This is a genomic window from Streptomyces sp. NPDC019890, from assembly GCF_044903445.1.
Classification (GTDB): Bacteria; Actinomycetota; Actinomycetes; order Streptomycetales; family Streptomycetaceae; genus Streptomyces.
This window is the reverse complement of sequence record NZ_JBJDQK010000010.1, coordinates 94,079-106,116: the sequence shown is the minus strand read 5'-3', so window position 1 is coordinate 106,116 and position 12,038 is coordinate 94,079. Positions and strand designations below refer to the sequence as shown.

The 12,038-nt window shown below is 70.3% G+C and carries 14 protein-coding genes; 4 read left to right on the top strand and 10 right to left on the bottom strand.

What is annotated here, in order from left to right:
* Positions 1-10: 10 nt before the first annotated feature.
* On the bottom strand, positions 11-823 hold the full coding sequence (ddaH, locus tag ACI2LP_RS25605) for a dimethylargininase (protein WP_404726842.1): 813 nt from the start codon (positions 821-823) through the stop codon (positions 11-13).
* 129 nt (positions 824-952) lie between these two features.
* Positions 953-1,444, bottom strand: coding sequence for an Lrp/AsnC family transcriptional regulator (locus ACI2LP_RS25600; RefSeq protein WP_404726841.1), 492 nt, complete (start codon positions 1,442-1,444; stop codon positions 953-955).
* Positions 1,445-1,632: 188 nt separating this feature from the next.
* On the opposite strand from ACI2LP_RS25600, the gene ACI2LP_RS25595 reads away from it, so the two are divergent.
* Entirely contained in the window at positions 1,633-1,983 is a 351-nt protein-coding gene (locus ACI2LP_RS25595; protein ID WP_404726840.1) for an ArsR/SmtB family transcription factor, read from the top strand.
* Positions 1,984-2,051: 68 nt separating this feature from the next.
* Here the strand turns inward: ACI2LP_RS25595 and ACI2LP_RS25590 are convergent, their stop codons facing one another.
* Positions 2,052-3,413: an FAD-dependent oxidoreductase gene (locus ACI2LP_RS25590; RefSeq protein WP_404726839.1), complete on the bottom strand. Its 1,362-nt coding sequence runs from the start codon at positions 3,411-3,413 to the stop codon at positions 2,052-2,054.
* A gap of 234 nt (positions 3,414-3,647) precedes the next feature.
* On the opposite strand from ACI2LP_RS25590, the gene ACI2LP_RS25585 reads away from it, so the two are divergent.
* Positions 3,648-4,460: a DUF6214 family protein gene (locus tag ACI2LP_RS25585; RefSeq protein ID WP_404726838.1), complete on the top strand. Its 813-nt coding sequence runs from the start codon at positions 3,648-3,650 to the stop codon at positions 4,458-4,460.
* On the opposite strand, the gene ACI2LP_RS25580 is transcribed toward ACI2LP_RS25585, so the two are convergent.
* On the bottom strand, positions 4,438-5,103 hold the full coding sequence (locus ACI2LP_RS25580) for a DUF305 domain-containing protein (RefSeq protein WP_404726837.1): 666 nt from the start codon (positions 5,101-5,103) through the stop codon (positions 4,438-4,440). The genes ACI2LP_RS25585 and ACI2LP_RS25580 overlap by 23 nt on opposite strands.
* 176 nt (positions 5,104-5,279) lie before the next feature.
* Here ACI2LP_RS25580 and ACI2LP_RS25575 point away from each other — a divergent pair, with 176 nt between their 5' ends.
* A complete protein-coding gene (locus ACI2LP_RS25575) occupies positions 5,280-6,785 on the top strand; it encodes an LVIVD repeat-containing protein (protein ID WP_404726836.1) in 1,506 nt (501 codons plus the stop codon).
* On the opposite strand, the gene ACI2LP_RS25570 is transcribed toward ACI2LP_RS25575, so the two are convergent.
* The 6 genes from ACI2LP_RS25570 to ACI2LP_RS25545 form a co-directional block, all read right to left on the bottom strand.
* Positions 6,767-7,432 carry a TetR/AcrR family transcriptional regulator gene (locus ACI2LP_RS25570; RefSeq protein ID WP_404726835.1) on the bottom strand — a complete coding sequence of 222 codons (666 nt, stop codon included), beginning with the start codon at positions 7,430-7,432 and terminating at the stop codon, positions 6,767-6,769. The genes ACI2LP_RS25575 and ACI2LP_RS25570 overlap by 19 nt on opposite strands.
* Positions 7,433-7,636: 204 nt before the next feature.
* Entirely contained in the window at positions 7,637-8,332 is a 696-nt protein-coding gene (locus ACI2LP_RS25565; RefSeq protein WP_404726834.1) for an HAD family hydrolase, read from the bottom strand.
* 19 nt (positions 8,333-8,351) lie between these two features.
* Complete coding sequence (locus ACI2LP_RS25560) at positions 8,352-9,038, bottom strand: phosphatase PAP2 family protein (RefSeq protein WP_404726833.1); 687 nt, start codon at positions 9,036-9,038, stop codon at positions 8,352-8,354.
* 291 nt (positions 9,039-9,329) lie between these two features.
* Positions 9,330-10,265, bottom strand: coding sequence for a M56 family metallopeptidase (locus tag ACI2LP_RS25555; protein WP_404726832.1), 936 nt, complete (start codon positions 10,263-10,265; stop codon positions 9,330-9,332).
* A 94-nt stretch (positions 10,266-10,359) separates the two neighbouring features.
* Positions 10,360-10,908 (bottom strand): DUF5134 domain-containing protein, encoded by a 549-nt coding sequence (locus tag ACI2LP_RS25550; RefSeq protein WP_404726831.1) that lies wholly within the window; start codon positions 10,906-10,908, stop codon positions 10,360-10,362.
* 118 nt (positions 10,909-11,026) lie between these two features.
* Positions 11,027-11,413, bottom strand: a complete 387-nt coding sequence (locus tag ACI2LP_RS25545) for a VOC family protein (RefSeq protein ID WP_404726830.1) — start codon at positions 11,411-11,413, stop codon at positions 11,027-11,029.
* A gap of 71 nt (positions 11,414-11,484) precedes the next feature.
* Here ACI2LP_RS25545 and ACI2LP_RS25540 point away from each other — a divergent pair, with 71 nt between their 5' ends.
* Positions 11,485-12,033, top strand: coding sequence for a GNAT family N-acetyltransferase (locus ACI2LP_RS25540; protein WP_404726829.1), 549 nt, complete (start codon positions 11,485-11,487; stop codon positions 12,031-12,033).
* Positions 12,034-12,038: the final 5 nt, after the last annotated feature.

The following is a 12,038-nucleotide window of genomic DNA, read 5'->3' as shown; positions in this document are numbered from 1 at the left end:
GCGTGGCTCCTCAGCCGCGGATTTCCTGAGTGCAGCATTTCGCCCCGCCGCCCGCCTTGCGGAACTCGGAGAGATCCACGGGGACGGGCACATACCCGTGCGCCTCGATGCTGTCGATGAGTCCCGTCGCGTCCTGCGCGATCACCACATTGCGCCCGTCGGATATGGAGTTGAGCCCGAAGGCCAGCGCATCCTCGCGAGCGGAGACGACGGCATCGGGGAAGAGCGCCTTCAGGACCTTCTGGCTGCCCTCCGAGAAAGCACCCGGGTAGTAGGCGATATTGCTCTCGTCGAGAGCGAAGAGCGCCGTGTCCAGGTGGTAGAAGTGCGGGTCGACCAGGTGCAGGCTCACCGTCGGCGTGCCGAAGAATTCCTGGGCCTCGTGATGGGCGGCAGGCAGAGTGCGGAACCCGGTGCCGGCGAGGATGAATCCGCCGACGGGAGTGAAGTCGCCTTCTCCTTCGCAGGTGTGGGAGGGGACGCGCGTCTCGAAACCCGCGCCCTCGAACCAGGTGCGGTAGTGGGCGGCCTCCGGTTGCCGCTCCCGAGCGTGGAACTGGGCGCCGAACACCTTCCCGTCGAGTACGAGCGCCGAATTGGCCGCGAACACCATGTCGGGGAGATCGACGACCGGTTCGACCGTGTCGACGGTATGACCCAGCTCCCGATAAAGGGATACGAGCCCGTCCCACTGCTTGTGTGCCAATGCTGTGTCGACCGGCTCGACGGACGTCATCCAGGGGTTGATGGAGTACCGGACGTCGAAGTGCTCCGGAGGGCAGACAAGATACCGACGCTGCTTCGCTGTTCGGACGGACGGCATCCTCGTGTTCCTTTCCTTGGGCCGCGGGATGCCGACCACGCTAGAGATTGGTGACGGACAGCAACAAGATGAATGAGTTGCGTGTTCTCGCAACTATGTTGCGTATAAGAGGCCTGGAGCCACCACTTGTTACGTCAGGTCCGGCGCGATGCGTCCGGAGCCGGCCTCGGGGCTGCTCGGAAGAAGGTGCGTGAGCACGATGAAGGTGTTGGTGGCCTTCACAAAGGGCTCCGACCGGATCCGTTCGAGGACGTCCTCGAAATGTGCGACGTCGAGCGCCCTGATGTGCAGGATCGCGTCTGCCCGGCCGGTGACCGTCACGGCCGACTGGATCTCGGGGTGAATACGCACCACGTCCGCCAGCCGCCTGGGCGGAGCCGCGTCGTCGCAGAACACCTCCACATAGGCCTCGGTGTGCCAGCCCAGGGCCGAGGGCTTCACCACCGTGGTGAAGCCTGTGATCACTTCTTGCTCCCGAAGGCGGTCCACCCGGCGTTTCACGGCGGGCGCCGAGAGGCCGATCGACGCGCCGATCTCCCGCAGGCTCGCGCGCGCGTCGGCCATCAGCGCCGCGATGATCTTGCGGTCGAGTTCGTCCAGGTCAGCTCCGCGCCGGGACATGGCGTCATCTCCTCTCGCAGTTCGCGGTGATCCTGTCACCCCTTGCCCCGAAACGCGCGTGCGGGCTCCTCGCTGCGCACGCGCGGGGCCCCTTACGCGTCTCGTACGAGATTTATCGTATTACGGCGAGTGTCAAACTACGAAGGAATTCGTACAATGGAAACCCCGGATGAAGTGGAGCCGCCGCCGTGACCACCGCGACAAGCCCCCGCGTGCTCGCTCACCCCACCCGCGACGAGATCCGACTGGAGAACGTGCTCCATGCGCTCTCCGAGCCGATGCGGCTGCGTGTGGTGCGCGAGCTCGCGACGGCAGAGGGCGACCTGTCCTGTTCGCACTTCGACCTGCCCGTGACCAAGTCGACCACCACCCACCACTTCCGCGTGCTGCGTGAGAACGGCGTGATCCAGCAGATCTACCAGGGCACGGCCAAGATGAACGGGCTGCGCCGCGCCGACCTGGACGCGCTCTTCCCCGGCCTGCTGGACAGCGTCCTCGCCGCCGCGGGGCGACAGGCGGAGCGCCATGGCGACAGCTGACGCCGTCCCCGGGCGGCGGCGCCCGACGCTCCGCAGGCCGCCACGGCCTGCGCCACCGCCCGCTCGATTCAGCCGGCCATGCCGTCTCCCGCCGCAGTCAACAGCCCCGGCCAGTCGGCGATCTTGACGGACCCTCGGCCGAGCGTCACGCCCAGCGCCGACTCCGCCGCCTCGATCGCCAGCCAGCCCGGCCACTGGACGGGGCGGTGTCCCGACTCCCGCAGCGCCGCCAGCGGATCGGCGGCGACCGGACGCAGGGCGAGCACTGCCGCGTCGTCGAGCAGTGAGGCCACCGTCTCCTTGGCGCACGGCCGGTTGGTGCCGATCACCCCGGTCGGTCCACGCTTGATCCACCCCGCCACATACTCCCCGGGGGACGGAACCCCTTCCCGCAGCACCCGTCCACCGGTGTGCGGCACTGTCCCGTGCCGCTCGTCGAACGGCAGCCCGGCCAGCGGCACGCCCCGGTAGCCGACCGCCCGCAGCACCAGCTGCGCCGCGATCTCCTCGTACGCTCCGGTGCCCCGCACGCCGCCCTCGCCGTCCGGAACGGTGCGCTCGAACCGTACGGCCGCCACCCGGCCGGCGTCTTCGAGCAGCTCCACCGGGCGCAGGAAGAACCGCAGATGTATCCGGCGCTCCTGGCCCCGGGCGGGCTGCGCCGCCCAGCCGCGTACGACATCGAGATTGCGCCGGTTGACCGCGGGCAGGGCAGCGGCGGCCGAAGGGTCCGCGTACGCGGGGTCCAGTGCGAGATCGGCGGGCTCGACCACCACCTCGGCCGAGGGCAGCGCGCCGAGCTCCCGCAACTCCTTGGTGGTGAACTTCGCCTGTGAGGGGCCGCGCCTGCCCACCATGTGCACCTCGCGGACCCGGCTCAGCCCGAGAGCGCCGAGCGCCGCCTGCGGCACATCGGTGGGGCGCAGCTCGTCCGCACCCCGGGCGAGGATGCGGGCGACATCCACGGCCACATTCCCGACGCCGATCACCACGGCCGAACTCGCCCCGAGTGCAAAGCCGTTGCCCGCCGAGTCTGGGTGCGCGCTGTACCAGGAGACGAAGTCGGTGGCCGAGTGGCTGCCGGGCAGATCCTCGCCCGGAATGCCGAGCCTGCGGTCCCGGGCGGCCCCGACGCAGTACACGACCGCGTGGTAGAGGTCCAGCAGCCGCTCGGGACCGAGCCCGTGCGTGCCCACCTCCACATTGCCGATGAAGTCGATCCGCTCGTGCTCCAGCACGGTGCGCAGATTGTTCTGGAGGGACTTGATCTTCTCGTGGTCGGGCGCGACTCCGTAGCGCACGAGTCCGTAGGGGCAGGGGAGCCTGTCCAGTACGTGCACCCGCACGTCCGGTACCCGGCTCTGCTGGACGAGATCCTGCGCGGCGTAGACCCCGCTGGGTCCCGATCCGACGACGGCGACGCGAAGCACAGCTGCGCTCCTTCCCGCAGGGGGACTCCAGCATTGCACCGGTGTGCGCGGCTGGGGAGATGCCGCTGACGGGGTCCCTTGGGGCGACATGGCGCGCGTGCCGCCCTTGAGACTGATGATTTGCCTGGTTACGTGCTAATTGTGCAAGAAACTACGTTTCTTAACGCTAATGATCAGTATGACCCGGGTGGGCCGGTGCCCTGCCCGCCCGTCTGGGAGCTTCAGGGTCAGGGCATGGTCACCCGCGGCGCGGGATGCGCGCAGGCGCCGCACGACCTTCCCCCGCCCTGGTTCAATGTCCGGCTGACCTTTGCGGACGGCGCGTGGATCGACGTACTCGCAGTCGTCGACGGCGAACGGCTCGCCATCGAGGATCTGCGGGCGGACCCGCCGCTGCCACTGGAGAGCTTCGCGGCGCTCGCCGGCCGGATCGAGGACCCGCTGGGGCACGCGTGCGGGGTGACAGTGCCGGAGCCGCCCGACGGCCCCGCGAGCGCGCCGGAACGGTACGCCGGTTCGGGGGGCACGTTTCAGCCGAAATCGCAGCCGCCGGAGTGGGCCGCGGCCCCCGCCGCCGCGCCGACGGCCGTGCCGGGATGGGACGCCGTCCCGTCGGCCGCGCCGGTATCGGATTCCGGCCCTGCGGCCGCGCCGCGATCGGACGCCGTCTCAGCATCCGCTCAGGTATCGCACTTCGGCGCCACCGGCCCGCCCCGGTCAGCGGCGCCGGAAAGGGGCGCCGTTCCCGCATCCGCTCCGGTAACGGGCGACCCGCACGCGGGTGCTCCGCCGTCGGCCCGGCGGCGGGCGCGGCCGGCCGTGCCGCGTGGCAGAGGCGGCCGGCGGATCGCGGCCGACGCCTACCGGGCCGCGCAGCAGGACGGTCGCGACCCCGTGCTCGCGGTCATGGGTGCGACCGGCCGCAGCCGCCGCAAGGCGCTGCGCCTCATCGCGGGCGCCCGTGACGAGGGCTATCTCCCGCCCCGCCGCAGCCGCCGCCGGTCCAACCCCGCACAGGCGCCCGTCACATCGAGCGCATCCGGTTGATCTCGCTCGTCTGCTGGGCGATCACATCGCCGGCCATCTCCTCGATCAGGACGTTGTTGCCCTCCGAGAGCACCTCCGTGGCCATGTTGAGCGCCCCCTGATGGTGAGTGATCATCAGCTTCAGGAAGAGTTCGTCGAACGCCTTGCCCTTCGCGGCGCGCAACTGCGCCAGTTGGGCCGGGGTGGCCATCCCCGGCATCGCCGCCCCGCCGTGGTTGTGGCCGCTCTTCCCCTTCGCCCCGCCGTTGTTTTTCAGCCAGCCCTGCATCGCGCCCATCTCCGGCTTCTGCGCCGCGGCGATGCGCTCCGCCAGTCGTTTGACCTGCGTGGATCCCGCGCGACTCGGCGCCAGGGCGGCCATCTCCAGTGCCTGGCCGTGGTGCGTGATCATCATCTGTGCGTAGGAGAAGTCGGCCGAGTTGGGGGAGTCGTCGGGTGCGGCCTTCGCGGCCTCTTCCGCCGAGAGTGTCTTCGCCGGCTCGCCCGGTTTGCCCGGCGCCACCACTGACGGTCCGGCACCCCCCTTGGCCTCGGCGGGAGCGTCGGAGCCCGACTCGCAGGCGCCCAGGGCGAGTACGGCGGCAGCAACCGCGGCCAGGGCGAGCGCCCTGCGGACACGCGCGGTCCTACGGCGGTTCAACACTGAGACCTCCTGGGGCACTTGGGGTGTCTGGGGACCGTCCTAGCATGCTTCCGCACGGTGATGATCAAAAACTTTCATTACGTCTCTGTTGCCATCTGTTGAGATGAGCATGCAAAGGACGATACTGCCGAGGTCCGTGAACCGTTCGACTGCGAACGGATACAAGGGAGGACGCAGTGACCCTGTTGCACACCACCCGAGTGCGGCGCAGACGTCTGGGCGTGGCGGCAGCCGCGGCCGGACTCCTCGCCACTCTGCTGACGGCCGGACCCGCGGCCGCCACGCCGGACCCCGGGGACACCCCCGCCCGGGGAAAGGTCTTATCGGGACAGGCCGCCGACACCAAGGCGGCCATCAAGAGCGGCGAGATACCCCCGGTGGACGCGGTCGTCCACAGCGACAATGTCGAACACCTCATCAACATCCCCAAGGACGCCCTCAAGGGCACCAACTCCGACCTGGCCTTCCAGGGCAAGTACGCCTACGCCGGCAATTACGACGGCTTCCGGATCTTCGACATCAGCAACCCGAGGGCCCCCGAGACCGTCGCGCAGGTCCTGTGTCCCGGGTCGCAGAACGATGTCTCCGTCTCCGGTGACCTGCTCTTCCTCTCCACCGACTCCTCGCGCAGCGACAACTCGTGCAACAGCACCACGCAGCCCGCGACGGAGAAGTCGTCCTGGGAGGGCATGAAGATCTTCGACATCAGCGACAAGCGCAACCCGAAGTACGTCGCCGCCGTCGAGACCTTCTGCGGTTCCCACACGCACACGCTGGTGCCGGAGCGCCGCAACGTCTACATCTACGTCTCCTCGTACTCGCCGAGCGCGACCTTCCCGGACTGCCAGCCGCCGCACGACGGAATCTCCGTCATCAAGGTGCCGCGCAAGGCCCCCGAGAAGGCGGCGGTGGTGAACTTCCCGGTGCTCTTCCCGGGTGAGGGCCCGGACGGCGGCGGAAACCCGGGATCGCCCACCAACCCGGGCGTCTCCAAGACCACCGGCTGCCACGACATCACGGTGCTCCCGTCCAAGGACCTGGCTGCCGGCGCCTGCATGGGTGACGGCATCCTGTTCGACATCAAGGACCCCGAGCACCCGAAGGTCATCGACCAGGTCCAGGACAATGTGAACTTCGCGTTCTGGCACTCGGCGACCTTCAACCAGAGGGCCAACAAGGTCGTCTTCACCGACGAGCTCGGCGGCGGCGGCGCGGCCACCTGCAACGCCACGGTCGGCCCGAACCGCGGCGCCGACGGCATCTACGACATCGTTGGCAGAGGCGACCATCGCAAGCTGGTCTTCCGCAGCTACTACAAGATCCCCCGCCATCAGGCGGACACCGAGAACTGCGTCGCCCACAACGGCTCGCTGATCCCGGTCAAGGGCCGCGACCTCATGGTCCAGGCCTGGTACCAGGGCGGCGTCTCGGTCTGGGACTTCACCGACTCCGCCAAGCCCAAGGAGATCGCCTACTTCGAGCGCGGCCCGCTGAGCGCGGACACGCTGGTGGGCGGCGGTGCCTGGTCGGCGTACTACTACAACGGCTACATCTACGCGAACGACATCGCCAAGGGCTTCGACGTGCTGAAGCTCGACGACCGGCGGACCAATCCGGCGAAGCGGGTGCGGCTGCACGAGCTCAATGTGCAGACCCAGCCCGACTACTTCGACCGCGACTGATCGAGCAGGTCCCGGGAATCCGGGGCGCCGACATACGTTCCGCCGGGCGGCTCCCCGCCCGGCGGAACGCCGAGCTCCCAGTCCAGCCCGTACCGTTGGAAAAGGTCCGTGCGCAACCGGGCGCGCGGCATGGGCACTCCCGGCAGCAGAATCGCGAAGACCGCGCCCATCAACTGGGCCCGCAGCAGCGGATAGTCGGCGTCGACGTCATGCGATCCGTACCGCTCCACCGTCTCGCGCAGCAGGGCGGCGAGCCGCTGCTGCTCCGGGCACTGCACAAACCCCTCGGCCTGCAGTACCCCGGACATGTGCGTCCGCATCAGTACGGGATGGTCGACCGCGAGTCCGAGAATGGCGTCGATCGCCCTGGCCAGCAGCTCCCGCCCGTCGTCGGTGCGCGGCTCGCGCTCCAGCGCCGCCGCCAGCGTGAGATGCATCAGGCGGTGCACGGCCGACTGCAGGAGCTGGCGTTTCCCCGGGAAGTAGTACGAGACAAGGCCGCGCGCCGAACCCGCCCTGTCGGCGATGTCGGCCAGCGTCGTCGCCTCGTACCCGCGCTCTCCGACCAGCTCCACGGTCGCCTGCAGAAGCCGCTCCCGGGAACGCCGACGAAGCTCTTCATTGACCGATGCGCTCCGCGGGGACATGCTTGACTCCTGCGTTGACTGGCTCTGAGCCAATATACTCAGGGTGTCCCGCTGTAGGGCCCTCAGGGCCTGGTCAGCGGGCGTGCTGCCCGAACCGGGCGACGCGGGGGATCGTCCGGTTCGGGTGGTTTTGTCATGCCTTCAGTGTGCCTCTGTGCCTCGATTCGAAGCTCTGGCCCCCCGTCTTCCAGCCAGCGAGTCCGTTCAGTCGATGAGCCCGAGCACCGGGCGCAGCCCCGCCGGACGCTCGTCCACCGGCAGATGGTCCACGAAATGGACGGCACACCCGAGATCCGCGGCCCCCGCGTCCGCGGTCCTGTCGTCGCCGACCATCAGGACCTCGCCCGGGGTCCGGCCCAGCGCCTCGCACGCCGCGCGGAAGAGCCGCACATCGGGTTTCTGCACACCGTGCTCGTACGACAGGGCATACGCGTCCACCCACACGTCCAGGCCGTGGGCGCGGAAGACCGGCCGCGGATCCCAGCCGATATTGCTCACCACCGCGACACCCACACCCCGCTCCCGCAGTGTGCTCAGCACCTCCGCCGCATCGGGGTAGGGGCGCCAGGCGGCGGGCTTCATATGGCGTTCGTAGAGCGCGTCGTACAGACCCGGATCCGGCAGCTCCACCTGGCGGGCGAGACCGGTGTAGGCGGCCCGGTGCCGCTCCGCGCTCTCGTCGCGGGTCCGCCACAACTCGGCGAGATGCGGCGGCATCCGGCGCGGGAACGAGCCGCCCGGGAGCGCGCCGGTGTCCGCCAGCTGATCGGCGTACCGGGCCAGTTCGGCCTGGGGCAGACTGCTGCCCCGCTCGTCCAGCACTGCGCGCAGCCAGTCCCGTACCGGTTCGATCCGAAAGAGTGTTCCGGAGAAGTCGAAGAGCACACCCTTGATCGCCATAAGTGCGATCATTCCGGGGTCAGCGCTCCCGGTTCAAGACCACACGTTCGTACGCGGCGATCGAGAGGGCAACCCAACAGGCGCCGATCAGCCAGCCGCCCAGCACGTCCGACGGCCAGTGCACGCCAAGGTAGAGCCGGGTGAAGCCCACACCGGCGACGGAGACGGCCGCCGCCGCCACGCTCAGTCGCCAGAGCCACTTTTCCGCTCCGTACCGCCTGAGCAGCCACAGCAGCAGCCCGCAGGTGACCGTGGCGGTCACGGCATGGCCGGAGGGGAAGGCCGCGTAGTGGGCGGAGTCGACCGGATCCAGCCAGTGCGGCCGCTGCCTGCCGACGGCGGACTTCAGCCCCTGCTGGAGGAAGCTGCCCACCGCGCTCGTCGCGGCGACCCACCCCGCGAGCAGCCACTCCCGCTTCCGCAGCAGCCAGATGACGGCAGCGGCGGTCAGTGCACGCATCGTCCAGGGGTCCCACACCCAGTCGGTGAGCACCCGGTTGACCCGGGTGAGTGCCGGCTCGTGCACCGCCCAGTGGTGCAGCCCGTCCGCGACCGTGCGGTCGAAAGAGATCAGGGGGGAGAAAGACACCGCCACCAGGATCAGCAGCGCGGCCGACAGGACGGCGAGCACCACGCAGGTTCTGGCAGCCGCGGAGAGGGAGGGGCGCGGAGGCGGAGTGGGGGGCGCCGGTCGCGGTAGGTGCATGGGGGAGATCATCGCTGCCGAGCGTCGCGGAAGGCTAGCGGGTGTCTTTTGGATCAGGCCGGATCAGTGAGCGGGGTCTGGCGATGGGGGCACCTCCCGTGCCCGAAGGGCTACGGGGGAGCATCGCAAGGCGGAGGATGGGGGTCCCCCCGCCGAAGGCAGGGGGAGAGTCCATGCGGAGCGTAGGCGACTGACGACAACGCAGCGTGGGGGTACCTCCCGTGCCCGAAGGGCTACGGGGGAGTGCCGTGCCAGGGCACGCGAGCCCGGCAAGATCCGAAAGACACCCCCTCAGCTCAGCGCGCGCAGCCCCGGTCCGAAGGCCACCAGCAGCGGGACGACGGGGACCAGCGCGGCTGCCGCGGTGAGCCCCAGCCGATGGCGCGGGGTCAGTCGCGGCGCCGGGGTCAGCAGCCGGTTCACCCGCTGCGGCAGCTGGGCGTCCGGAGTGGGGCAGGGGCCGAACACCCCGCGGTCCTCGTTGAGTTCGACCAGGGCAAGCGCGATCGTCAGCCGGCCGAAGCGCCTGGAGGCGACGTCGTCGGCGGCCAACTCGACCAGCCGGTGCATCTCGTCGCGGAACGCCGCGAACACCGGGATCTGCGGAAAGCCGCCTGCGAGCGCGGCGGAACAGTGCAGCAGCCAGTCGTGCCGGGCCCGGGCGTGTCCCTGCTCGTGCGCCAGTACGGCATCGAGCTGACGGCCCTTCAGGCGCCGCAACGCGGCCGTCGTGATGACCAGTTGGGGTGCCGCTCCCGACAGCCACCAGGCGTCCGGCCGCTTGCCCTCCAGGACGACGAGAGGCTCGCTGCCCGGCTCCTCACCCGGCAGCCGCGGGGAGCGCACCAGAAGTTCCCTGCGCCGCTGCTTGCGCCGGACACGGGCGCGGTGGATCTCCTGGGTGAGCTTCGCGCCGGTCCACAGGCCGCCGCAGGCCAGGATCACGGCGAGGACGGCGGCCCACGGCTCGTCCGCGCCGAGGGCGTAGGCCTCGACGACGGCATGCGGCGCGGACGCGAAGACATGACCCCGTACGAGCTGCCAGGCGGCCGCCGCGCTGAATGTCATGGAGAGCGCGAAGCACAGCAACACGGCCGCCACGACGCACTGCCAGACCCACAGGGCAAGCACGGGCTCGCGCTCCGGCCACTCCGCGCGCGCCACGAGCCGCGGGGCCACGACGGCGGCCAGGGCGCCGAGCAGCAGCAGCGCGAGGGAGACCCACATGGCGCCAGCCTATGAGCGCGGTGCTACCTGCGGGTATGGCCTTGCACGCCAAGTGATGTACGACACGGTTGCGCTGCCGCTGTCAGCGTGGCGCTCAGAGAGCGAGCAGCATCGCCAGCATGGCGAGGCCCATGGCGAGCCGGCAGGCCGGCGCCAGCTCGGGGCGCGCGCCCCAGGAGACCGTCACCGCACCGCCCGCGGGGGAGGTCACGGGTACCAGCCGGACGCCCGAACGCAGCACATACACGGCGTAGTACGCCAGCAGCGCGCCGGTGAGCAGCGGGACCCCGGCGGCCGAGTGCCCGGCATGGACCCCACCGCCGGTGGTCATCGCCACCGCCATGTAGATCATCGCGAGCGAGCCCACGGCGTGGTGCACATGGTGGCTGCCGCGGTGCGCGGGCCGCAGGGCGCGCAGTGCTGCCGCGCCGAAGACCGCCGCGTACACCACCCACGCCCAGCCGGGCAGCGCGAACACGGCCGCCGGCACCGCCATCACCGCCATCCCCAGGCTCATCAGCGCCTCGCCGCCGGCCGCCGCGCGGGTCTCGCCGGAGCAACTGCGCATCCGCACCAGGCAGTACGCGGCCGTCGCCCCGCACAGCGTCACGAGCAACCAGCCGGACAGCGCGGGTCCGTGCACGGTGCACCTCCCCCTTCGGCGGTGTCGAGGGGTCGATGCCCGGCCGCCGTGGGGCTCACGCGAGCGCACGGGGGTGCAGGGGGAGCACGGGGCGTGGTGCGCGCCCGTGAACAGTGCTTCAGGGGCGGTGGCGCAGCGGATGGTCGGCGGGGACCTCGACAATCGCGATCCGGTGGCCGTCCGGGTCGGCGATCCACATTTCGATCAGCCCCCACGGCTCACGCCGGGGCGGCCGCAGCACCTCTACGTCCTGCCCCACCAGCTCGGCGTGCACCGCGGCCGCGTCCGCCACCTGGAGCCAAAGCTCGGGCCCGGTCGCCGCGGGTGCCTCCGAGCGCCCCGACACCTCGAGAAACCCGCCGCCCAGGAAGTACACGGTGCCCCGCTCGGGGCCCGTCCCGAACTCGCGGTAGACCGGCAGGCCGAGTGTCTGCCCGTAGAACCGCCGGGACCGCTCGGGGTCGGTCGGGCGCAACAGGATCCGGCTGCTCAGCACATGCACCATAAGCAAACCCTAGGTCCTGCCCGGGATAGTCTCGGGACACTTGTGCCGAGCCGAGATGGGAAGACCGCACCATGGACACCGCACCGCCCCGGGACTCCGCCGCTCTCACCTACCGCGACGCCGTCGAGGCCGACGTCCCGGCGCTCGTCCCGCTGATCGAGTCCGCGTACCGCGGCGACGCGAGCCGGGCCGGGTGGACCACCGAGGCGGACATCCTCGAAGGGCGGCGCACCGATCCGGAGGGCGTCCGCGCGGTCATAACGGCCCCCGGCAGCACCCTCCTCGTCGTGGAGCGTGACGGTCGGGTGATCGCCTGCTGCCAGCTCGAACACCGCGGTGAGGCCGCCTACTTCGGCATGTTCGCGGTCCGCCCCGAGCTGCAGGGCACAGGCTTCGGACGGCGGATCCTCGCCGAGGCCGAGCGCACAGCGCGCGAGCGCTGGAGTGTGCGCGAGATGCACATGACCGTGATCTCGGTCCGTGAGGAACTGATCGCCTGGTACGAGCGCCGCGGCTACCGCCGTACGGGAAGGATGAGCCCCTTCCCGTACGGCGAGGAGCGCTTCGGCATCCCGCAGCGCGACGATCTGGCCTTCGAGCTCCTGGTGAAGGACCTGTAAGGCCC